At 68.1% G+C, this 23099-nt stretch carries 19 protein-coding genes and 1 pseudogene; 15 read left to right on the plus strand and 5 right to left on the minus strand.

Annotation, left to right across the window (positions count from 1 at the left end; translation table 11 throughout):
• Positions 1-3 precede the first annotated feature (3 nt).
• The 8 genes and pseudogenes from H507_RS0106645 to H507_RS18250 all read left to right on the plus strand — a co-directional run.
• Positions 4-990 carry a helix-turn-helix transcriptional regulator gene (locus tag H507_RS0106645; protein WP_022909944.1) on the plus strand — a complete coding sequence of 329 codons (987 nt, stop codon included), beginning with the start codon at positions 4-6 and terminating at the stop codon, positions 988-990.
• The gene (locus tag H507_RS0106650) at positions 987-1931 is read left to right on the plus strand and encodes a helix-turn-helix transcriptional regulator (RefSeq protein ID WP_022909945.1); all 945 of its coding nucleotides are present in this window, start codon (positions 987-989) and stop codon (positions 1929-1931) included. The genes H507_RS0106645 and H507_RS0106650 overlap by 4 nt, the downstream gene beginning before the upstream one ends.
• Positions 1932-2082: 151 nt before the next feature.
• Positions 2083-2367, plus strand: a complete 285-nt coding sequence (locus H507_RS18445) for a Sec-independent protein translocase subunit TatA/TatB (protein ID WP_022909946.1) — start codon at positions 2083-2085, stop codon at positions 2365-2367.
• A gap of 44 nt (positions 2368-2411) precedes the next feature.
• Positions 2412-3284 (plus strand): twin-arginine translocase subunit TatC, encoded by an 873-nt coding sequence (tatC, locus tag H507_RS15280; protein ID WP_022909947.1) that lies wholly within the window; start codon positions 2412-2414, stop codon positions 3282-3284.
• 49 nt (positions 3285-3333) lie between these two features.
• The gene (locus H507_RS15285; RefSeq protein WP_022909948.1) at positions 3334-4314 is read left to right on the plus strand and encodes a diacylglycerol/lipid kinase family protein; all 981 of its coding nucleotides are present in this window, start codon (positions 3334-3336) and stop codon (positions 4312-4314) included.
• On the plus strand, positions 4311-7127 hold the full coding sequence (locus H507_RS0106670) for a DEAD/DEAH box helicase (RefSeq protein WP_022909949.1): 2817 nt from the start codon (positions 4311-4313) through the stop codon (positions 7125-7127). The genes H507_RS15285 and H507_RS0106670 overlap by 4 nt, the downstream gene beginning before the upstream one ends.
• Positions 7128-7194: 67 nt before the next feature.
• Positions 7195-7878 (plus strand): GntR family transcriptional regulator, encoded by a 684-nt coding sequence (locus tag H507_RS0106675; protein ID WP_022909950.1) that lies wholly within the window; start codon positions 7195-7197, stop codon positions 7876-7878.
• Positions 7875-8894, plus strand: a pseudogene (locus H507_RS18250) (MFS transporter); the annotation flags it as partial. The gene H507_RS0106675 and the pseudogene H507_RS18250, both read left to right, overlap by 4 nt.
• 186 nt (positions 8895-9080) lie before the next feature.
• On the opposite strand, the gene H507_RS0106685 reads toward H507_RS18250, so the two are convergent.
• Both H507_RS0106685 and H507_RS0106690 read right to left on the minus strand, forming a co-directional pair.
• A complete protein-coding gene (locus H507_RS0106685; protein WP_022909952.1) occupies positions 9081-10574 on the minus strand; it encodes a metallopeptidase TldD-related protein in 1494 nt (497 codons plus the stop codon).
• Positions 10574-12073: a TldD/PmbA family protein gene (locus tag H507_RS0106690; RefSeq protein ID WP_022909953.1), complete on the minus strand. Its 1500-nt coding sequence runs from the start codon at positions 12071-12073 to the stop codon at positions 10574-10576. The genes H507_RS0106685 and H507_RS0106690 overlap by 1 nt, the downstream gene beginning before the upstream one ends.
• Positions 12074-12207: 134 nt before the next feature.
• Between H507_RS0106690 and hisH the strand changes: the two genes are divergently transcribed.
• Genes hisH through H507_RS15290 form a run of 4 tightly spaced genes read left to right on the plus strand, consistent with a single transcriptional unit; the run spans position 12208 to position 14937 of the window.
• Positions 12208-12843 carry an imidazole glycerol phosphate synthase subunit HisH gene (gene hisH, locus H507_RS0106695; RefSeq protein ID WP_022909954.1) on the plus strand — a complete coding sequence of 212 codons (636 nt, stop codon included), beginning with the start codon at positions 12208-12210 and terminating at the stop codon, positions 12841-12843.
• A complete protein-coding gene (gene hisF / locus H507_RS0106700) occupies positions 12840-13640 on the plus strand; it encodes an imidazole glycerol phosphate synthase subunit HisF (protein ID WP_022909955.1) in 801 nt (266 codons plus the stop codon). The genes hisH and hisF overlap by 4 nt, the downstream gene beginning before the upstream one ends.
• Positions 13637-14557, plus strand: a complete 921-nt coding sequence (locus tag H507_RS0106705; protein WP_022909956.1) for a 2-hydroxyacid dehydrogenase — start codon at positions 13637-13639, stop codon at positions 14555-14557. The genes hisF and H507_RS0106705 overlap by 4 nt, the downstream gene beginning before the upstream one ends.
• Positions 14554-14937, plus strand: coding sequence for an HIT family protein (locus H507_RS15290; RefSeq protein WP_157438915.1), 384 nt, complete (start codon positions 14554-14556; stop codon positions 14935-14937). Before H507_RS0106705 ends, H507_RS15290 begins: the two co-directional genes overlap by 4 nt.
• 15 nt (positions 14938-14952) lie before the next feature.
• On the opposite strand, the gene H507_RS15295 is transcribed toward H507_RS15290, so the two are convergent.
• The 3 genes from H507_RS15295 to H507_RS0106725 form a co-directional block, all read right to left on the minus strand.
• Positions 14953-16083, minus strand: a complete 1131-nt coding sequence (locus H507_RS15295) for a TerC/Alx family metal homeostasis membrane protein (RefSeq protein WP_022909958.1) — start codon at positions 16081-16083, stop codon at positions 14953-14955.
• A gap of 355 nt (positions 16084-16438) precedes the next feature.
• The gene (gene ilvD, locus H507_RS0106720; protein WP_022909959.1) at positions 16439-18283 is read right to left on the minus strand and encodes a dihydroxy-acid dehydratase; all 1845 of its coding nucleotides are present in this window, start codon (positions 18281-18283) and stop codon (positions 16439-16441) included.
• 206 nt (positions 18284-18489) lie between these two features.
• On the minus strand, positions 18490-19053 hold the full coding sequence (locus tag H507_RS0106725) for a hypothetical protein (RefSeq protein WP_022909960.1): 564 nt from the start codon (positions 19051-19053) through the stop codon (positions 18490-18492).
• Positions 19054-19529: 476 nt separating this feature from the next.
• Between H507_RS0106725 and H507_RS0106730 the strand changes: the two genes are divergently transcribed.
• The 3 genes from H507_RS0106730 (at position 19530) to ilvC (ending at position 23007) form a co-directional block, all read left to right on the plus strand.
• On the plus strand, positions 19530-21272 hold the full coding sequence (locus H507_RS0106730; protein ID WP_022909961.1) for an acetolactate synthase large subunit: 1743 nt from the start codon (positions 19530-19532) through the stop codon (positions 21270-21272).
• Positions 21269-21805 carry an acetolactate synthase small subunit gene (gene ilvN, locus H507_RS0106735; RefSeq protein ID WP_022909962.1) on the plus strand — a complete coding sequence of 179 codons (537 nt, stop codon included), beginning with the start codon at positions 21269-21271 and terminating at the stop codon, positions 21803-21805. Before H507_RS0106730 ends, ilvN begins: the two co-directional genes overlap by 4 nt.
• A gap of 170 nt (positions 21806-21975) precedes the next feature.
• Positions 21976-23007, plus strand: coding sequence for a ketol-acid reductoisomerase (gene ilvC / locus H507_RS0106740; RefSeq protein WP_026377890.1), 1032 nt, complete (start codon positions 21976-21978; stop codon positions 23005-23007).
• Positions 23008-23099 lie beyond the last annotated feature (92 nt).

A 23099-nucleotide genomic window follows, 5' to 3' on the forward strand; every position in this document is an offset into this window, starting at 1 on the left:
AGCATGTCGGCGAAGAAGTCGGAGCGGCTGGTGAACCTGGCGTACCTGCTGCTGTCGAGCGGACGCCCCCTCACCAAGCGTGAGATCTTCAACGGGATCGACGGGTACCGCGAGCTGACCCCCAGTGGTCAGGAACGCACCTTCGAACGTGACAAGGACGACCTGCGGGCCCAGGGTATCGAGATCCACACCCGCAAGGCCTCCGACGAGTGGGGGGCAGCCGACACCTATGTCGTCGAACGCTCGGAGTTCGAGCTGCCACCGGTCGAACTGACCGAGGAGGAGGCCGCCGTCCTGGGGGTGGCTGCCCACGTCTGGGACGAGTCGGGGGCGGCGGCGCAGACCACGATGGCGGTTGCCAAGTTGAGGGCCGCAGGCGCCCGGATCGATGCGGGTACCGTCGGCGTCCGCCCGGTGCTGGGAGCGAGGGAGCCCAGTTTCGAGGTGCTGTTCGACGCCGTCTCGGCCAAGCGGGTCGTGGAGTTCAGGTATCGCGGCGGTGAGGTCCGTCGTGTGGAGCCCTGGTCACTGCCGTACCGCAATGGTTCCTGGTACCTGATCGGGTACGACCAGTCACGCGCTGCGCCCCGCTGCTTCAAGCTCGCCCGCATCTCGACGCCGCCGAGGGCCGTCGGCAAGGACGGTGCCTACGTGATCCCCGCCGACCATGACCCCGAACGGTCCCTGGCCGACCTCGCCCCCGCCGAGAACACCGATGTTGCCCTGGTGGCCGTGCGCACCGGTCATGCCCCCCGCTTCACCCGTCGCGGTCACCTGGTCGAGTCGCCGGTACCGCTGCCCCCCGGTTTCGACTGCTGGTCGGTGCCCTACAACCGGCACAACGACATGGTGGGCGAGGCTGCCTCGATGGCTCGTGACGCCGTGGTGCTGCAACCCACCGACCTGCGCGAGGCCGTGGTGGCCCACCTGCGCACCATGCTCGACCCGGTCGAGGCCGTCGTCGCCCACGAGTCCCAGGAGCAGCAGTGAAGTCGACCGACCAGTTGGGACGACTGCTGACCCTGGTGCCCTATCTGCAGGCCAACCCGGGGTTGACCGCGGCGGAGGTGGCGGATCACTACGGCACCACGGCCTCGCAGATCGTCAAGGACCTGAACGTGCTGTGGTACTGCGGCCCCAACAACCTGCCGGGTCAGCAGTTCGACTTCAACATGGACACCATCGAGGCCGGCGGTCCGATCGAGGTGACCAACGGTGAGGCGGTTCGCCGACCCCACCGGTTCCAGATGACCGAGGCGCTGGCCCTCAAGGTGGCCCTGGCCGCGCTCGAACCGGTCGTACCGGCGGCCCAGCGAGCGGTGGTCAGGAGCACGCTGGCCAAGATCAGCGCCGTCTCGGGTCCCGCTGGTGGGGTCGCCGTGCAGTTGGCCTCGGGATCCGACCAGACCCGTGACACCCTCGCGCGGGCCATCGAGGCCCGGCGCCGGGTGCAGCTCAGCTACGACGGACTGACCAGGGGGTCCACGAGCACCCCCATGGTCGACCCGGCCGAACTCATCGTCCGCGACGGCTACGCCTACCTGCGCGGGTGGAGCCTTGAGCGGCAGTCGTGGCGCACCTACCGGCTCGATCGCGTGATCGACGTGGTCGACACGGGTGAACGCGCTGCCGACCACGGTGCCCTGCCCGACCTGGGTGAGACCTGGTTCGGCGAGGAGGCGGGGCACCTGGTGACCCTGACGCTGTCACCCAGGGCCGCCTGGGTCACCGAGTACGACCCGGTCAGCGATGTGGACCACCTCGACGACGGGCGCCTGCGGGCGACCTTCCAGGTGGTCGACGAGGAATGGCTGGTGCTGCGACTGTTGCAGTTGGGTAACGGTGTCGAGGCCGTGGAACCCTGCCAGGCCGCCGATCCCGCCCGGGATGCCGCTCGGGCTGGCCTGCAGTTGTACTCCAGCCTCGGCTGAGTCGCTGCCCACAGCTCGCGGGGGCGAAGGCGGCTTGGGTCGCCCGGTGTAACGTGCAGGCGTGCCGAGGTGGGCAGTGGTTGCTCCATCGTCGTAGCATGAACGCACAGTGTGGTGGAGACTCCGCTGCACCGACAGAAGAGAGACTGACATGCCCTTTGGACTGGGATGGCCCGAGCTGCTGATCATCCTCGTGGTGGCAATCCTGCTGTTCGGCGGGAGCCGTCTGGCAGGCATCGGCAAGGGAACGGGCCGCGCGATTCGCGAGTTCAAGGAAGAGACCCAGGGTCTGCGTGAGGCCGACAAGAACAAGGCCGCCTCGACCAACGCCGAGCTCGACCCCAGGCCCGCCGCCCCCCAGGCGCCCGTCGTCCAGGCACCGACCACGCCCGTCGTGGCCGACGCCCAGACCGTCGAGCAGCCCAAGCAGAATTGATCGTCGGGGCCTCCCGGACGAGCTGACGAGACGTCGACCGCGCCATGACAACGACCACTGAGCCGAGGAAGCACAAGCTGAACCTGGGTTGGTTGACCCCGCCTCCGAAGACGGACGACGGGACCATGGCGTTGGTCGACCACCTCAAGGAGTTCCGCTACCGCGTGATCATCTCGGCCATTGGCCTGGTGCTGATGATGGCGCTGTCGATGGTCTTCTACAAGTACCTGTTCGCCTTCATGCTGCAGCCGGCCTTCGAGGCCGAGCACCTCTACAAGGCCGCCCATCCCGAGAACGCCGCGAACGTGTCGTTCACGGTCAATGGCATCACCGGCGGGTTCATGTTGATGCTGAAGATCGGCGGTGTGGCCGGGGTCATCCTGAGCTGCCCGATCTGGCTGTACCAGCTCTGGTCGTTCATCGTCCCGGGCCTGTTGGCCCAGGAGAAGAAGTACGCGGTCCGGTTCCTCGGGTCGGCCATCCCGCTGTTCCTGGCCGGTGTGGCCCTCGGTTACTGGATCAGCCCCAAGGGCTTCGCCGTGCTGATGAGCTTCAACCCCGCAGGCGTGCAGAACCTCAACGAGCTGAGCGAGTTCCTCGGGTTCCTGATGCGCATGTTGCTGGTGTTCGGGTTGAGCTTCCTGTTGCCCGTCGTGATCGTGGCGCTCAACATGCTGGGAGTGCTCAAGGCAGCCCAGCTGAACCGCTACCGCAACCTGTCGATCTTCGGCTGCTTCGTCTTCGGTGCGGTGGCAACGCCCTCGGTCGACCCCTTCTCGATGTTGGCCCTGTCGTTCCCGATGGTGGCTATGTTCTTCATCAGCCTGGCGATCTGTTCGGTCAATGACCGTCGCCGGGCCGAGCAGTCCGCCAACGATGACGTGGTGCTCGACGAGTCGAAGATCAACGTCGACTGAGACGGGCGCGGTCGCCGATCGATGACCGATACCTGCAACAATCGCTGACGTGCTCAACCGCTTTGACGGGCCCACCATCACCCTGGTGGTGAATCCCAAGGCCGGCCGTGGTCGTGCAGGCCGGGTGCTGCCCAAGGTCTGCTCCTCACTGCTGGCGGCCCTGCCGGACGTCCATCTTCGTGTGCATCGGGCCATCAGCTACGACGACGCCCGGCTGCGCACCATCCAGGCCGTGGACGCGGCCCGACCGGGCGCCGACGGTGAGCCCTCCCTCGACACGCTCGTGGTGATGGGAGGCGACGGCATGGCCCACCTGGGCATCAACGCGTGCGCGTCCACCGACGTACCCCTGGGAGTCATCCCGGCCGGCACCGGCAACGACTTCTGCCGTTCGGCCGGTCTACCCGTCACCCTGCGCGGGGCGGTGCAGACCATCGTGTCCCGCACCGTGGTCTCGATCGACCTCAACGAGGTGACCGGTGACCTCATCGACGGGGCCGAACGCCGTTGGGTCGGCTGCTCGGTGTGCACCGGGTACGAGGCCGTCGTCAGCCAAGGGGCGTCCCGCAGCCCGATCCAGCTCGGCGGCCTCACCTACGGCATCACCGCATTGCGGGAGCTGGCACGATTCACGCCGGTCAGCTACGAGCTCGAGATCGACGGTGGGAGTCGTCGCCTCGACGCCATGTTCGCGACCGTCTGCAACGGCGCCTACTTCGGGGGTGGCATGAAGGTCGCACCCCACGCAGACCTGACAGACGGGGAGCTCGACCTCACCATCGTCCACCCCGTGCCGCGCAGCCTGCTGCTGCGACTCCTTCCCCGGATGTACGACGGCAGCTTCACCAGGCACCCAGCCGTGGAACTCGTCCGCGCCAAGCACGTGCGGGTGCGCACCCACCCCTCGACCATTGCCGATGGTGACGGGGAACTGCTGGGACACACCCCGGTCGACGTCCGAGCCGTCCGAGGAGCGCTGCGACTGGTGGTGCCGGCGACCCGCACCCCCGTCCGAGAGGTGACCCCGTGACCGAACCCGTTGAGACGCGCTCGACCCAACCCCAGCAGTGGGGCCCGCTGCTGCGCGAATTCGTCACCCGGTACTCATTCGCCCTGGACGACTACCAACTCGAGGCCTGTGCGAAGGTCGAGGACGGTGCCGGCGTGCTGGTCGCCGCACCCACCGGCGCGGGGAAGACGGTGGTCGGTGAGTTCGCGGTCTTCTGCGCCGTGGAACGGGGCACCAAGTGCTTCTACACCACACCCATCAAGGCACTCTCGAACCAGAAGTTCCACGACCTCGAGGAGCGCTACGGCAGCGAACGGGTCGGACTGCTGACCGGTGACACCACCATCAACGGCGAGGCCCAGGTGGTGGTGATGACCACCGAGGTGCTGCGCAACATGATCTACGCCGAGTCACCCACCCTGGCCAACCTCGGCTACGTCGTGATGGACGAGGTGCACTACCTCGCCGACCGGTTCCGCGGTGCCGTCTGGGAGGAGGTCATCCTCGGACTGGCGCCCGATGTGCAGGTGGTGAGCCTGTCGGCCACCGTCAGCAACGCCGAGGAGTTCGGTGACTGGCTCGACGAGGTACGCGGACGCGTCGACGTGGTGCTGTCGGAGCGTCGTCCCGTGCCTCTGTTCCAGCACGTGATGGTCGGCCGGCGCCTGCACGACCTCTTCGACGGTGACGCCCCCACCGCGCTGGCCATGCCTGCCCGGCGTGCCTCCGACGTCAATCCCGAGCTGCTGTCGATCTCGAAGCAGGAGGCGCGGGCGGTGCGCGACGACTCCCGCAACCCGCGCAGCCGCTCGGGGAGGGGCAAGCGGAAGGCCGGGTACGGCTCCGGCTCGTACGGCGGTGCGGCCCACGGGAGCCAGACCCAGGACTCCCAGCGCCGCCTCACCCCTCGTCGGGACGGCATGGTCGAACTGCTGGCCGCCGCGGAACTACTGCCCGCCATCTGCTTCATCTTCTCCCGGCAGGGTTGTGACGCGGCGGTGCGCCAGTTGTTGCACTCGAACGTCAGGCTGACCACGGCCAGGGAGGCCCGTGAGCTGCGTGAGATCTGCGAGCGCCATGTCGGTGGCATGCCGGCCGACGACCTGCGCGCCCTCGAGTTCGACGTCTTCGTCGAGGCCCTCGCCCGGGGGATCGCTGCCCACCACGCCGGTATCCTGCCGGCCTTCAAGGCCGTCGTCGAGGAGGGCTTCGCAGCCGGTCTGATCAAGGTGGTCTTCGCCACCGAGACCCTGGCCCTGGGCATCAACATGCCGGCGCGCACCGTCGTCCTCGAGAAGCTGGTCAAGTACAACGGGCAGGCCCATGTCGACATCACGCCGGGGGAGTACACCCAGCTGACCGGACGAGCCGGCCGCCGCGGCATCGACGTCGAGGGCCACGCGGTGGTGCTGTGGCAACCGGGCCTCGACCCCCGCGCTGTCGCCGGATTGGCTTCGAGGCGCACCTATCCGTTGCGGTCGTCGTTCTCGCCGACCTACAACATGGCCGTCAACATGGTCGGGCGCGTCGGCCGGTCGAAGGCCCGGGTACTGCTCGAGCAGAGCTTCGCCCAGTTCCAGACCGACCGGAACGTCGTCGGTATCGCCCGCGAGGCGGAGCGGACCGAACAGGTCGTGGCCGAGCACCTCAAGGCGGCGCAGTGTGATCGAGGGGACTTCGTCGAGTACGCCCGGATGCGTGACCAGGTCAGCCAGCTCGAGGCCGAGGCGGCCCGGGGCCGGAAGTCCGACCTGCGCGCCGAGGCGATGGAATCGTTGTTCCACCTCGAGGCCGGCGACCTGATCTGGGTGCCCGGGGGCAAGCACGCAGGCTGGGCCGTCGTGGTCGACCCCGGGCGGTCGCGGAGCAGCGAACCCACCCCGATGGTGATGACCGAGGGACGAGAGCTGACCCGCCTCTCGCTGAAGGACTTCCCCCAGCCGACGGCCGCGGTGGGCAAGGTGCGCATCCCCAAGAAGTTCGACCCGCGCGTGGCCCACTCCCGCAAGGCCCTGGTGGCTGCGCTGCTCGACCGGGTGAGGGCGCAGAAGCCGGTGCCGCCGCAGTTCTTCAAGCCTGAGCGTGACGAGGAGATAGCCACCGAGGTGGCCGAGTTGAGGCTCCGGCTGCGGGCGCATCCCTGCCATGGGTGTCCCGACCGCGAACTCCACGCCCGGCACGCGGAGCAGGCGCTGCGGATGGAACGAGACCTCGTGAAGTCCGAGGCCCGGATGGCTCGCCGCACGGCGACCATCGCCGCCAAGTTCGACCGGATCTGCACGGTGCTGACCTCGCTGGGCTACCTCGACGCGGACGATCCCGACCTGGTCACGGCCGACGGCAAACGGCTGAGCCGCATCTACTCAGAACTCGACCTGGTGGCCGCGGAGTGCCTCAGGGAGGGTGTCTTCGACGGGTTGGAGGCCCCCCAGTTGGCCGCCGTGCTGTCGTCGCTGGTGTACGAGTCCAGACGTGAGGCGTCGCGCGTGGCGCGGATGCCCGATCGCGCCTCCGAGTCCGCCCAACACGAGGTGCGCCAGGTCTGGCGGCGGGTCAGTCTGGTGGAACGCGACCAGCGGCTCGATCCTGCCAAGGAGCCCGACATCGGTTTCGCCGAGGCGGCCCACGCCTGGGCCACGGGTGCCGAGTTGGCCGACGTGCTCGAGGTCACGGGCCTGCCTGCTGGTGACTTCGTCCGCTGGGTGCGACAGGTGATCGACATGGCCGGGCAGGTGGCGGACGCCGCCGGTCCGGGGGACGTGCGTCGCAGGGCGCGGCAGATCGTCGAGCTGATGCGGCGAGGCGTCATCCAGTACGACCCCGACGAGGACTGACGCCGACCGGCCCCATCTCTCGCCCAACAGATGCATGCGTTGATGCATGCATCTGTAGCGTCCCTTCGTGAGCACTTCGCCTCCTTGGCAGGACATCCCCCCGACGGCCCCCGTCGCGCTGCGGATCGCAGCCGATGCTGCGGATGCCATCGTGACGGGAGCCACCCCGGCCGGTGCGCTGATCACGGAGTCCGGTATCGCCGAGCCACTCGGTGCCAGCCGCACCCCGGCGCGCGAGGCCATGGTGCAGCTCTCGCGGTGGGGCCTCGTCCGTCTCGTGCCGAAGAAGGGTGCCGTCGTGACGACGGTCTCGACCGCCGACCGGCGTGACCTGCTCGAGGTCCGCCTCATGTTCGAGTCCAGGGCGGCCCAGCTGCTGGCCGATGACCGGGCTCGCCGAGATTCCGTGGTGACGCACCTGCGGGACGCCGTGGCGGCGCAACGCCGGGCGCTGGCAGACCATGACCTGCAGGCGTTCGCCGGTCAGGACGTGGCCTTCCACCTGGCGGTGATCGCCGCAACCGAGAACAAGGTGGTGGACGAGCTGATGGCATCGCTGGCTCCCCGACTGGCCAGGCTCATCCACCTGGCCGTGTCGGACAACCCCGAAGCGGCCACCGTCTTCTGCCAGGAACACTCCCGGATGGCCGAGCTGCTCGCGGCCGGCGATTCGTCCGGTTACGTCGAGCTCCTGGCCACCCACATCGCGGCCGGGCACGTCGCCCCCGGCGAGTTCGGACGCTCCCGATGAGCCGCCCCCGTTCGGTGGGACACCCGTGGCGGTTGGTCGCTCCTGCCGTCTTCGTGATGGCTTGGGGAGGCAATCACTTCACGCCGTTGCTGCACCTCTACGAGCAGGTCGGTCACTACCAGCCGTGGCAGGCGAACCTGCTGCTCGGCACCTATGTGCTCGGGCTCGTGCCCGGACTGCTGGTTGCCGCGGCGATCTCAGATCGTCACGGGCGTCGCCGGGTGCTCCTGGGTGGCCTCGTGGTCAGCGTGGTCGGGAACCTCGTGCTCGCGGTCTCCCTGCAGTCCTTCCCGCTGCTCTGCCTTGGGCGCGCCCTGGCCGGCGCCGGGGTGGGCGTCGCGATGGCGGTGGGCACCAGCTGGATCAAGGAGTTGTCGTCGCCACCGTTCGATGCCGGGGCGACGCCTTCAGCGGGCGCTCGTCGTCCGGCGCTGACCCTGACCCTGGGGTTCGGGCTCGGCGCCGGTGTGACCGGGGCGTTGGCCCAGTGGGCGCCGATGCCCACCCGGCTGCCCTTCCTGCTGCACGTCGTTCTCGGACTCGTGGCACTCGGCTGGTTGATGAGGGCGCCCGAGACCCTCGTCGGAAGCGCTTCAACGCCCGCGGAGGGCCCCTGGTGGCATGACCTGCGTGTACCCGCCGCGGGCCACCGCCTCTTCACCTCTGTCATCGTGCCGGTGGCACCGTGGATCTTCGCCGCCGCCGGGGTGGCCTACGCCATCGTCCCGGCCGTGGAGGCGCCGAGCCTGGGGGAGTGGAGCACCCTCTACGCCACCGTGCTCACCGTTGCGACGCTCGGCGCCGGGGCCGCCGTGCAGGGTGTGGTGGGAACCATCGAGCGGATCACGGGTGGCCGCGCCCTCCTGGTCGGGATGGCTCTGATGACCACCGGCATGGTGACCGCCGTCATCGCTGCCCTCGAGGCCAACCCCGTGCTGGGGCTCGTCGTCGCGGTGCTGCTCGGTGTGGCCTACGGCATCACCGTCGTGGCCGGGCTGATGGTTGTGCAGCGGATCGCCAGCCCCACGGAACTGGCCGGCCTGACGGGGGTCTACTACGCCATCGCCTACGCCGGCTTCCTGCTGCCGGCGGTGCTGGCGGGCTTGCTCCCCGTGGCGGGGTACCAGTGGTCACTGCTCGTCGTGGCTGTGGCCTGTGGCTCGTGTTGGGGGACTGCGGCCCGCAACCTCCGCCGACGGAACTCAGTAGGCCTTCGAGACGGTCGACATGTTGAACTCCGGCACCCTCACCGGGGGCACCTGGGTGAGCGTGAACCAGTCGTTCCACTCCCGGCACAGCACCTGCTCGGATCGTCCGACCTCAGTGATGCGCTTCAGTAGGTCGACAGGCGACTCGTTCCAACGGAAGTTGTTGACCATGCCGGTCACCTTGCCGTCCTCGACCAGGTAGACGCCGTCGCGGGTGAGCCCCGTCAGCAGCAGGGTCTCGGGGTCGACCTCGCGGATGTACCACAGGCAGGTCAGCAACAGCCCACGCTTGGTCGAGCGAACCATCTCGTCGAGCGTGGCGGTGCCGCCGGCATCCACAAGGAGGTTCTCGGTCGGCCAGGGCAACGGACGATCCTGGTCGCCACCAGGGTGGTCGGCACCGTCCGGGGATCCCATCGCTGCCAATTCCGCCCGGGTCTCCACCAGGGTGGCCAGGCGACCCTCCTCCAGCCACGTCTGACGGCCGACCGGCACTCCGTTGTCGTGCACCGAGGCCAGCCCGGCCAAGGAGGTTCCGGTGACCGCGAAGGGGGCGCGCTCCAGGCGCGGTGCCCGCGGGTCCGACCACATCGTGATCGGCAGAGTCGCGAGTCGCTCACCGACCCGTGTGCCTCCGCCCGGCCCGGAGAAGACGGTGCTGCCCTCGCGGGCGTCGCGACCCGCCATCGTCCAGTAGGCGTAGATGAGCAGGTCTGCGAGTGCTCCGCCGGGAAGGATGGTCTCGTAGCGTCCGGCCGGGAGCTCCACCCGGTTCTCGCACCAGCTCAGCCGCTCGAGCACCTCGGCGGTGAGCGCGGCGATGTCGATGTCGGCGAAGTCGGGGGTCGATCGACCCACCCAGGCCGAACCGATCAGGTCGGGATGCTTGGCGTTCAGTTCCAGACGTCCCATCCGCTCGACGGCTCGGCGGCGAGTGCCGGCGGAGGTGCCCAACCAGATGGTGGTGACGGCCAGTTCGGCGAACCCGAAGAACAGGTGGTGGTCGCCGGCCTCGGTGAACGACCGCCCCAGGCCTTGGGCCAGGCCGGTGAAGGCCTCGATGCCAGCGGATGCGGGGGGGTCGGCCATGTCGGGGTCGACACCTCCGTCCACGAGCGGTGCTGCGTCCTCGTCCGGGGTGCCTGAGGCGGCCAGTTCTGCGGCCCTCCGGACGAGTGCGACCACCTCGTCCGAGGAGGTGACCGGCGCGTCGAGGCAGCCCGAGGCCACGCCGCCGTCCACGGTGGCCAGGGCCACCACCTGGGCGGTGCGGGTGTGCATCTGCCCGTTGGTGGTGAGCGCGTTGTTGGCCCAGCGAAGGTTGGCACTGGTCGCGTCGCGAATGATCACCACGCAGCCGGCATCGGCCCCGGGCAGGTCAACGGCCGCGGCGAGGGCATCCTCGATCCAGGCGGAGGGCGCCGGCTGGTCAGGGACGGAAACGGTGGTGGGCTCCGGGTTGCTGGGGTCTGGGGTGGTCTGAGACATCAGGCCTGTCCTTCCTCGACAGTGTTGAGCACGTTGACGCCCCGGAAGAGGCAGGCGGGGGCTCCGTGGGAGACGGCGGCGACCTGGCCGGGTTGGCCCTTGCCGCAGTTGAAGGCCCCGGCGAGCAGGTAGGTGTCGGGGCCGCCCACGGCCTCCATCGACCCCCAGAAGTCGGTGGTCGTGCCCTGGTAGGCGGCGTCGCGGACCTGTTCGCCGGTGAGCTGGCCGTCCTTGATCACCAGGAACCGTTGGCCGGTGAACTGGAAGTTGAACCGCTGCATGTCGATGGACCACGACTTGTCGCCGACGACGTAGAGACCGTTCTCGACGCGTCCGATCAGGTCGTCGAGGCTGAGGTTGTCAGTTCCGGGTTGCAGCGACACGTTTGGCATGCGCTGCAGGGGAATGTGACCGGCGGAATCGGCGAAGGCGCACCCGTTGGAGCGGCCGAGACCCTTCTCGTGGGCCATCTGGCGGTTGAGTTGGTAGCCGACCAGCGTGCCGTCGCGGATGATGTCGAACGTCTGCGCGGCGACTCCCTCGTCATCCCAGCCGACGGTGGCCAGTCCGTGCTCGGTGACCCGGTCACCGGTGACGTTCATGACCTCGGAGCCGTACCGCAGGGTGCCGAGTTGGTCGAAGGTGGCGAACGAGGTGCCGGCGTAGGCAGCCTCGTAGCCCAGGGCCCGGTCGAGTTCGGTGCCGTGGGCGACCGACTCGTGGATGGTCAGGAACAGGTTGGACGGGTCGATCACCAGGTCGGTGGGCCCCGCCGTCACCGAGGCGGCTCGCACATTGGCTGCCAGGTGGTCACCCACGCCTGCGATCTCGGCGTCGAAGTCCCAGCCGGTGCCCGTCAGGTACTCCCACCCGCGCCCGGCCGGCGGTGCGATCGTGCGCATCGACGAGAAGCCCGAGTCGGAGACGTTGGTGGCCGTGAACTCCGGATGGACCCGCACCCGCTGCTGGGTGGTGCGGGTGCCGGCGAGGTTGGCGAAGAAGGTGTTCTCCTGCACCGCCATCAGGCTCGCCTGCGTGTGGCTCACCCCCGCCTGGGAGGCCAGCGACTGCGACAACTCGACCAGCCGGGCCACCCGGTCGCGGTCGGGCACGTGGAACGGGTTGACCTCGTAGCTCGACACCCACGTGCCCGTGTGCACGGGTTCGTCGGCGAGTTCGACGGCTCGAGGGTTGAGCGGGGCGCTCACCTGGGCAATGGCGACGGCCTGCTCGGCCAGCGTGCGCGCGGCTTCCGCCGTCAGCGTGATGCCTGCCGCGAAGCCCCACGACCCGTGGTGGACGACCCGGATGCTGATGCCCAGGTCAGTGGAGTCGCTGGCACCGGCGAGCTTGCCGTCGCGCAGACGGGTCTGGGCGGTGCGGTGACGCTCGATGCGGACGTCGGCGTGGCTGGCGCCCAGCTGCTTGGCGCGGGCGAGGGCGGCATCGGCCAAGGCATCCAGGGGCAGGGAGGTGAAGCTCGGGTCAAGCTCGTTCATGGGCACCAACCTAGCCGGAGCGGCGGCCCTGGCACCGGGGAGTTCTCGCGGCTGCGAGCCTCGCCGACGGGGGCTCGGCGCCCAACCACTGTCCGGGTGGGCGGACCCTGCGGCCCAGCACCTAGGCTGGGCTCATGGTGCAAGTGGCTCTCGTGGACTCAGGCGGCACGAACATTGGTTCGGTCGCCGACGCCGTCGAACGGCTCGGCGGTACCGCCCGCCTGACCGCCGACCCCGCCGAGATCCTCCGTGCCGACCGCGTCATCCTGCCCGGCGTTGGGGCCGCGGGTGCCGCCATGGCACGGCTCAACGAACTCGACCTGATCGCGGTTCTCCGCGACGTCCGGGTGCCGATGCTCGGGGTCTGCGTGGGGTCCCAACTGCTGTTCGAACACTCCGAGGAGGACGGCGGCGTCGACCTGTTGGGCTACCTGCCCGGCCGTGTCACGCGGCTGCCCGGGGACGAGCACATCCGCATCCCCCACATGGGATGGAACACCCTCGAACTGCTCGCCGACGACCCGATCCTGGCCGGCATCTCCACGGGGGAGCGCGGCTACTTCGTCCACTCCTACGCCGCCCCGGTCACCGGTACGACGCTGGCGGCCTGCGAGCACGGCACCCGGTTCGCGGCCGTCGTCCGGGGTCGAACGGCTGAGACCGCCCACATCTGGGGCTGCCAGTTCCACCCGGAGAAGTCCGCCGCCGTCGGGTCTCGTCTGCTCGCCAACTTCCTGTCGCCAGCGATCTCTGAGGGGGTCACCGCATGAGCGTCGCCCGCCGCATCATCCCGTGTCTCGACGTGCGCGACGGACGCGTCGTCAAGGGCACCCAGTTCCGTGACCACGTCGACATGGGCGACATCGTCGAACTGGCCGACCGCTACCGCCTTGAGGGTGCCGACGAGTTGGTGTTCTACGACATCACCGCATCCCCCCAGGGTCGCGCCGTCGACATCGACTGGGTGCGTCGCGTGGCCCGGGCCATCGACATTCCCTTCTGCGTCGCCGGCGGCATCTCGTCCGTCGAGCAGGCCAGGGCCGTGCTGCACGCCGGCGCCGACAAGATCTCGATCAACACCCCGGCCACCCAACGCCCGGAACTGATCAGCGAACTGGCTGAGGCCTTCGGGGTGCAGTGCGTGGTGGTCGGCATCGACTCGCTGCGCGACCCCGACGGGCAGTGGCGCATCCGCCAGTTCACCGGCAATCCGGATGCCACCCGTGCCCTCGAGACCACCACCCTCGACTGGGTTGCCCGGGTGCAGGAGCTGGGTGCCGGCGAGATCGTGCTGAACTGCATGGGCTCCGACGGGGTGAGGGCCGGCTACGACCTCGAGCAGTTGTCGGCCGTCCGGGCTGTCTGCCACGTGCCCCTGGTCGCCTCCGGTGGCGCCGGCGCGATCGACCACTTCGTCGATGTCTTCCGCGAGTCCGATGTCGACGCGGCCCTGGCCGCCTCTGTGTTCCACTCCGGGCAGGTGCCCATCCCCACCCTCAAGGACTCCTTGGCCGAGGCAGGTGTCGAGGTCCGTCGTCCCCATCTCGAAGGAGAACACTCCGCATGAGCCGTATTGCCTGGGTCCCCTACTCGCAGGAGGACGCCATCCGCATCCTCGGTGAGCACGATGGCCTCACCTACCGCTCCTACACCGACGCGGACACCGCTCCCGGGCCGCTGTCGGAGGTGAACTTCCTGGTGGTGCCCTACATGTCGTCGGGGGGAGTGATCCATCGTCCGGACGAACTCACGGGGCTCGAGGTGGTGCAGATGCAGAGCGCGGGCTATGACAACGTGCCCGAACTGCCGGCCGGAGTCAGGCTGTGCAACGCCGCCGGGGTGCACGACTCGGCCACGGCCGAACTCGCGGTGGCCCTCACGTTGGCCCACGCACGCCACCTGGACGACTTCGCCCGCAACCAGACCACCGGCACATGGCAGGGGGAGTGGGGCACCGGTCTGGCCTATCGCCGGGTCACGATCATCGGCTACGGGCACATCGGCAAGGCCATCGAGGCGCGCGTGGAACCGTTCGAACCGACGGTCATCCGGCGCGTGGCCCGTACGGCCCGCGACGGTGTGGAGCCGATCGAGAACCTTCCCCAGGTGCTGCGTGAGACCGACGTGGCCATCATCATCCTGCCGCTCACCGATGACACCCGCGGGCTCTTCGACGCGGCCATGCTCGCGAACCTCCCCGACGGTGCGCTGCTGGTCAACGTCGGGCGAGGGCCCATCGTCGAGACCGACGCTCTGCTCGCCGAGGTGACGTCGGGACGACTCCACGCCGCTCTGGACGTGACCGACCCGGAGCCGCTCCCGGCCGACCATCCCCTGTGGTCGCAGCCCAACGTGCTGATCAGCCCCCACGTCGGCGGATACACCAACGCGTTCGACCCCCGCCGCGACCGGATGCTGCGCGAGCAGATCGCCCACTGGGTCGCCGGCGAGCCGGTGGCCAACGTCGTGCGTGGGGGCGAATGAGCATGGACGGATGCATCTTCTGCCGCATCGTCCAGGGTGACGTCCCCGCCCGGGAGGTCTTCCGCGATGACACGGCAGTCGCCTTCCTCGACCTGTCCCCCAAGTCACCGGGGCACACTTTGGTCGTTCCCACCACCCACACCGAGAACCTCACGAGTGAACCGGCGGGGCTGGCGCTGATGGCCGATGCGGTCACGACCGTCGCCCGGACGATCACCGACCGTCTCGGTGCCAGCGGGGTCACGGCACAGATCAACTCGGGCGCGGCCGCGGGGCAGGAGGTCTTCCACCTGCACGTCCACCTCATACCCCGCTACCAGCCGGGGCAGTCGCCCCGGGGAGGACCCGACGAGGTGTTGACCCAGCTCCTCGGGTCGTGACCCCCTGGGATCGTCTCAGCCCATTTGTCCGGGTCGAACGCGGGTGACCGGAGTGGCATGCTGCCGGCTCCGCCGTTCGGGATCAGGACCCGGACGCGTCGACCCGCTCACTTGGGAGGCCGACGGGGGCGTCAGCTTCGTCAGGGCGAAGCGCTGACGCGCGTCCGATGCCAGCAGGCTGGTCACGGTGGTCAGGCCGAGCACCCCGACGATGACCACCAAGGAGGCGAGGGTGGGGACGGTGGGCACCCAGTCCCACACGCCGTGCGCCCAGTGCAGCACCAGCTTCACCCCGATGAAGGCGAGGATGATCGCCAGACCGTAACTGAGGTGCACGAGCTTCGACAGCACTCCTTCGAGCACGAAGTAGAGCGCCCGCAGGCCGAGCAGGGCGAACGCGTTGGTCGCGAACACCAGGTACGGGTCGCCGGTGATGCCGTAGACGGCAGGCACCGAGTCGATGGCGAACAGCAGGTCGGTTCCCAGGATCGCCAGGGTCACGACCGCGAGAGGGGTGAGGGCCCGCCCGCCCGACTGGACGACCGTCATCTTCGTGCCGTGATAGGCGGGGGCCACCGGCCACACCTTGTTGACGAGTCGGACCACCGGCAGCTTCGACACGTCCTCGTCGGAGTGGCCGACCGCGGCGTCACGCCAGACCTTGACGGCGGTGGCGACCAGGATCAGCCCGAAGAACAAAAAGGTGATGGCGAACGATTCGATCAGCGTTGCGCCCAGGGCGATGAACCCGGCGCGCAGCAGGAGTGCCCCGGCCACGCCGATCAGCAGGACTCGCTGCTGCAGGGCTCGAGGAACGGCGAAGCCGGCCAGCAACATCATGAAGACGAACAGGTTGTCGACCGAGAGGGACTTCTCCACCAGGTAACCGGTGTAGTACTCCATCCCGGTCCCACCGCCGAACCGCAGGACGACGAACACGCCGAACAGCAGCGGCAGCGCGACGTAGAAGATCGACCAGCCGACGGCCTCCTTCATGGAGACCTCGTGCGGCTTCCGGGTGATCAGGAAGTCGATCACGAACAGAGCGATCACACCGGCGATCGTCCAGCCCCACAGGGCTGGGGAACCGATGGTCGACAGGGAGCCCTCGAGGGGCAACAAGGGGGCGACGGACGCAGGGGTCATGGAGGGCTCAGATCTCTCAAGGATGGTCTGAGGTCTCCTTCACCTCCGGATCCGACTGGACCCGTGGGCGCTCACGCCGAGGATGGATGACCATCCGTAGTGACCGGCGAAGACTTGTGAAGTACTCCCCTCGGCTTCCAGCGTAACCCAAGCAGTGGTTGAACCCGAAATGACAACGTCGAGGAAATCGTGCGGTCGGCCAATCGTGCGGATCGTGTCGCCTGAGCGGGATTGTTGCGCCCCAGCCGCACCATGGGGCACCAAGGTGCATCATCCGCACGATTGGACCGATTGACTCTGTCTCAACCAGTCACGAGAGGCCAGTCAGCCACGAGGCCGGGTTGTGGCCAGGCGATCAGTCGACGACCCGAGCCGCACCCTTGTCGGCGGACTGCGCGAACTTCGCGAAGATCTTCAGCGCCGGTGAGACCTCGCGTTGCCGGGTGGCGGGCTTCCATCCGTGGGCGTCGGCATGGGCGCGGCGCTCGGCCAGCACCTCGTCGGGCACGTCGAGGTGGATGCGCCGGTCGGGGATGGAGATCTCGATGATGTCCCCGTCCTCGACCAGACCGATGGTGCCCCCGGAAGCAGCTTCAGGTGAGACGTGGCCGATCGACAGGCCCGAGGAACCACCCGAGAATCGTCCGTCGGTGATCAGGGCGCACTTGGGGCCCAGCCCCACCCCCTTGAGGTACGACGTCGGGTACAGCATCTCCTGCATGCCCGGGCCACCCTTGGGTCCCTCGTAGCGGACGACGACCACGTCGCCCGGCTTGATCAGACCGCCGAGGATCTGCTCGACCGCCTCGTCCTGGGACTCGGAGACCTTGGCCGTGCCGCGGAAGACCCACTGGTCCTCGGGCACCCCTGCGGTCTTGACGATGCAGCCGTCCTCGGCGAGGTTGCCGTAGAGCACGGCCAGTCCGCCGTCGGTGGTGTAGGCGTGCTCGACGGAGCGGATGCAGCCCGACTCCGCGTCGGTGTCGAGGCTGGCCCACCGGTTGGTGGACGAGAACGCCTGGGTGGTCCGCACCCCGCCCGGGGCTGCGTACCACAGGTCCATGGCCTCGTCGGTGGCCTTGCCGCCGCGCAGGTCCCAGGTGTCCATCCAGGACTGGAGGCTGGGGGAGTGGACCGCGTGGACGCCGGTGTCGAGCAGTCCCCCGCGGAACAGCTCACCCATGATGGCGGGGATGCCGCCGGCGCGGTGCACGTCCTCCATGTAGTAGTTGTGGGTGTTCGGGGCGACCTTGCACACACACGGCGTGTGCCGCGACAGCCGGTCGATGTCGGGCTGGGTGAAGTCCACCCCGGCTTCGTGGGCTGCTGCCAACAGGTGCAGCACGGTGTTGGTGGATCCGCCCATCGCGATGTCGACGGTCATGGCGTTCTCGAAAGCCGCCTTGGTGGCGATCGAGCGCGGCAGCACCGAGTCGTCGTCCTCGTCGTAGTAGCGCTTGGCCAGGTCGACGACCAGTCGTCCGGCGTTCTCGAAGAGGCCCTTGCGCTGCGCGGCGGTGGCCAGGGTCGACCCGTTGCCCGGCAGCGAGAGCCCGAGCACCTCGGTGAGGCAGTTCATCGAATTGGCGGTGAACATGCCCGAGCACGAGCCACAGGTGGGGCAGGCGTTGGCCTCGATCGTGTCGAGTTGGTTGTCGGGGACGCTCTCGTCGACGGCCTTGACCATGGCGTCGATCAGGTCGAGGCGGGTCTGCGCGGTCGACGTGGTGGGGTCGATCACGGCGGTGCCGGCCTCCATCGGGCCGCCCGAGACGAAGACGGCCGGGATGTTCAGTCGCAGCGCTGCGAGCAGCATGCCGGGAGTGATCTTGTCGCAGTTCGAGATGCACACCAGAGCGTCGGCGCAATGGGCGTTCACCATGTACTCCACCGAGTCGGCGATCACCTCTCGCGAGGGCAGTGAGTACAGCATGCCGGCGTGGCCCATGGCGATGCCGTCATCGACGGCGATGGTGTTGAACTCCTTGCCCACACCTCCGGCCTCCGCCACCGCGCCGGCGACCAACTGGCCCATGTCCTTGAGGTGCACGTGTCCGGGGACGAACTGGGTGAAGGAGTTCGCGATCGCCACGATCGGCTTGCCGAAGTCGTTGTCACCCATGCCCGTGGCACGCCACAGGGCTCGGGCGCCGGCCATGTTGCGGCCGTGGGTGGTGGTCTTGGAACGCAGTTCGGGCATCGGTCCTCCTGGGAATACTGCGCTCCAGCCTAGGCCTTCGGTGCGGGAGGGGTGCGTTCGTCCGCGGTGGGAGGGACCGACACGGTGATCGCCCGGCACACGCGAACGGGCGGCCCGGATCTCTCCGGACCGCCCGCTGCAGGGGGGATCATGCAGCTGGATCAGCTGCGGGGTGAGTCACACGGTCGCCCGTGCAACTCGGCAGGTCACTCGGCGACGGTGTGCTTGCGGCTGACCGACACGAAGGCCCAGCCGTAGAGCAGGTTCATCAGGCCCATGCCGATCACGAAGGCCGACACGCCGTAGGTGATCACCGAGCTGAACAGCGAGGTGCGCAGGAAGGCACCGTTCATCTGGGTGGTGCGCTGAGCGGTGTACTTGGCGAGTTCACCCTTGAGTTCGGTCAGGGTGGGGTCGGCCTCGATCTTCGAGACGACGGCAGGGTCGGTGCTGGTGAGGTCTTCGACGCCCAGATCCTTGGCCTTGGTCTTGACCCCGTTCTGCAGGGCACCGAGCTCGGCGTAGGTCTTGCCGTCCGAACCGGTGGTGGCGTGGTGCTTGATGATCTCGGCCTGGCCGAAAGCGGTGATCGGGCCGGCGACGTTCTTGCCGGCGACCTTGATCCCCATCACGGGGGCGGCGTCGGCGGCGACGGTGATGCGCTCGTCCTTGAGCTGCGAGGTGACCACACCCCACGTGACAGCTCCGGCGACGATCATGACCAGGCCAGCGACGAAGGAAATGATTCCGACGATCTTGGTGGGCTTCATGGGAGGACCTTTCGAACTTCTGCGGACGGGCTGGGTCTGGACCAGCAGGTGTCCTACGACTCCGTGTCGTAGCAAGAAGAACGCTACGTCGTTGGTTGAACGATGAATTGGGTGGGGGTGGCATATATCTCTGAGGACAGGCAACCCACAATGGCTGCGCGGCAGGTGTTCGTCCGGGCAGGTCCTCACGGCAGCTCATCAATGCTGGGGTCATGGCTGCGAAGGCCAGTGGGGCAGCCCGCGACGCGGGGGCGTCCCACGATGCGAGAGATGCGCCCGCCGCATTGGTCCCCGATGGTCGCCGGGGTATGGTGAAGCCGTGCGCACGAACCTCGTACTCCGCCAGCGCTGAGCCGACCAGCAGTCGGTCCAGCGCACCCTCGTATGCCCATGGAGGCAGCGGGGGTTTTTTGTTGTCAGGGACAGCGCACGTACACACATCGCCCCACGGGGGGCGCCGAGGAAAGGGAGACACCATGGCAGGTGACCAGACACCTGAGATGACCGGCGCACAGGCGCTGGTGGCTTCGCTCGAGAAGCTTGATGTCGACGTAATCTTCGGCATCCCGGGAGGTGCGATCCTCCCGGCCTACGACCCCCTCTACGACTCCAAGGTCCGTCACATCCTCGTCCGCCACGAGCAGGGCGCCGGCCACGCGGCCGAGGGCTATGCCTCGTCGACGGGCAGGGTCGGGGTGTGCATGGCCACCTCCGGGCCCGGCGCGACGAACCTGGTCACCCCCTTGGCCGACGCGTACATGGACTCGGTGCCGATCGTGGCCATCACCGGTCAGGTGAACTCGGCGTCCATCGGCACGGACGCCTTCCAGGAGGCCGACATCCGCGGGATCACCATGCCGATCACCAAGCACAACTTCCTGGTCACGCGCACCGAGGACATCCCGCAGGCCCTCAAGGAGGCCTTCCACATCGCCTCGTCGGGCCGTCCGGGGCCCGTTCTGGTTGACATCGCCAAGGATGCACTGCAGAAGTCGGCGCCCTTCGTGTGGCCGGGCTCGATCAAGATGCCCAGCTATCGCCCCACGGTGAAGCCACACGTGTTGCAGATCCGCCAGGCCGTCAAGCTGATCGCCAAGGCGAGCCGCCCGGTGCTCTACATCGGTGGTGGTGTCGTGCGGGCCGAGGCCTCTGCCGAACTGCGCGAGTTCGTCGACGCCACCGGCATCCCGGTGGTGACCACGCTGATGGCACGGGGCGTCTTCCCCGACAGCCACGAACTGGCGATGGGCATGCCCGGTATGCACGGCACCGTGGCCGCCGTCGGGGCACTGCAGCGCTCCGACCTGCTGATCACCATCGGGGCACGCTTCGATGATCGTGTCACCGGCCGGCTCGACTCGTTCGCTCCCGACGCCCTGGTGATCCACGCCGACATCGACCCGGCCGAGATCTCGAAGAACCGGGTTGCGGACGTGCCGATCGTCGGTGACGCCAAGAACGTGCTGCGGGAACTGAACCAGCAGATCACCAAGGTCGACCTCGCCGACATCTCGGAGTGGGTGGGCTACGTGACCGGCCTCAAGCGGCGCTACCCGACCGGTTACGACCTGCCACCCAACGGTGAACTCAGCCCCCAGTACGTCATCAAGCGGCTGGGCGAGATCTCGGGGCCCGACACCATCTGGGCCACCGGCGTGGGCCAGCATCAGATGTGGTCGGCCCACTTCCTGCCCTTCGAGAAGCCCGGCAAGTGGCTCAACTCGGGGGGTGCGGGCACGATGGGCTACTGCGTGCCGGCGGCGATGGGCGCCAAGGTGGGCAACCCCGACCAAGTGGTCTGGGGAATCGACGGTGACGGCTGTTTCCAGATGACCAACCAGGAATTGGTCACCTGCGCCCTGAATGACATTCCGGTCAAGATCGCCGTGATCAACAACCAGGTGCTCGGCATGGTGCGCCAGTGGCAGACCCTGTTCTACGACAGTCGGTACTCCAACACCGAACTGCACAGCCAGCGCATCCCTGACTTCGTCAAGCTGGCGGAGGCGATGGGCTGCGTCGGGTTGAGGGCCGAGACGGTCGAGCAGGTCGACGACGTGATCAACCAGGCCATGGCCATCAACGATCGTCCGGTCGTGGTCGAGTTCCTGGTCAACAAGGACGCCATGGTGTGGCCGATGGTGGCCGCCGGCACCGGCAACGACGAGATCAAGATCGCGCGAGACCTCGCGCCTGATTGGGAGGAGGAGGTCCTGTGAGCACCCACACGCTCTCGGTCCTGGTTCACAACAAGCCGGGCGTGCTCGCGCGCATCGCGGGACTGTTCTCGCGCCGTGGCTTCAACATCGAATCGCTCACGGTCGGCCAGACGGAGAAGCCCGAACTCTCGCGCATGACCGTCATGGCCGAGGTCGACGACCCGCTGGTGCTCGAGCAGATCGTCAAGCAGCTCAACAAGTTGATCGAGGTGCACAAGGTGCTCGAGCTGGACGAGGCCGCCGTGCTGCGTCAGCTCGTGCTGGTCAAGGTGCGGTCCGACATCGACAACCGCTCCAAGATCGTCGACACGGTCAACCTCTTCCGTGGGAAGGCCGTCGACATCAGCCACGAGTCCATCACCATCGAGGCGACCGGCTCGCACGAGAAGATCCAGGCCCTGGTGTCGATGCTCGAGCCGTTCGGTGTGCTCGAGTTGGTGACCTCGGGCCATGTGGCTCTGGGCCGTGGCGCGAGAGCCCTGACCGACCGCACCCGATCCGACATCCGCCGCGACAAGGAGAGCCAGGGCTGAGCGCCGGGCCCTCTCCCCCCTCACGCCGGTGCCACGAAGCGGACGGGTTCACCCGTCCCGCAGCGGGCACGCAAGAATCCCCTGGACGACCACCGAACTGGACGACCACCCAACTGGGCGACCATCCCACGACCACCCCGAAGCAAGATCCCACAAGGAGAACCACACCCATGGCAGCAAAGATGTACTACGACCAGGACGCTGATCTGTCGATCATCCAGAACCGTCACGTCGCCGTGATCGGCTACGGATCGCAGGGCCACGCCCACGCGCTCAACCTGCGCGACTCGGGTGTCGACGTGCGCGTCGGCCTGGCCGAGGGCTCGAAGTCCCGTGAGAAGGCCGAGGCGGCCGGTCTCCGCGTGCTCAGCGTGGCCGAGGCCGTCGAGGAGGCCGACCTGGTCATGATCCTGGTTCCCGACCAGGTGCAGCGCACGGTCTACGCCAACGAGATCCTGCCGAACCTGGCCAAGGGTGACGCACTGTTCTTCGCGCACGGGTTCAACATCCGTTTCGGCTACATCCAGGCCCCCGAGGGTGTCGACGTGTGCATGGTTGCCCCGAAGGGCCCCGGTCACCTCGTGCGTCGCGAATACGCCGACGGTCGTGGCGTGCCCGTGCTCGTCGCCGTCGAGAAGGACGAGTCGGGCCATGCCCTCGACCTCGCCCTCTCGTACGCCCGGGCCATCGGTGGTCTGCGTGCCGGTGGCATCCAGACCACCTTCACCGAGGAGACCGAGACTGACCTGTTCGGTGAGCAGGCCGTTCTCTGTGGCGGCGCCTCTGCGCTCGTCCAGGCCGGTTTCGAGACCTTGGTGGAGGCCGGGTACCAGCCCGAGGTCGCCTACTTCGAGTGCCTGCACGAACTGAAGCTGATCGTCGACCTGATGTACGAGGGCGGCATCGCCAAGCAGCGCTGGTCGGTCTCCGACACCGCCGAGTTCGGCGACTACGTCTCGGGCCCCCGCGTCATCGACGCTCGGGTGAAGGAGAACATGAAGGCCGTCCTGACCGACGTGCAGAACGGTGCCTTCGCCAAGCGCTTCATCGACGACCAGGACGCGGGCGCTCCCGAGTTCAAGGCCTTCCGTGAGGCGGGGGAGAACCACCCCATCGAGGCCACCGGTCGCGAACTGCGCAAGCTGATGTCATGGGTCAAGTCGTCCGACTCCGACTACACCGAGGGCACGGCCGCTCGCTGACCCACCCGAACCACACCCTCGGCCAATGGTCAGACTTCACGCCCACAAGCGTGACGTCTGGACATTGGCCGAGAGTGTGTTCGGGCCTCTGG

Source organism: Aestuariimicrobium kwangyangense DSM 21549, assembly GCF_000421525.1.
GTDB lineage: Bacteria > Actinomycetota > Actinomycetes > Propionibacteriales > Propionibacteriaceae > Aestuariimicrobium > Aestuariimicrobium kwangyangense.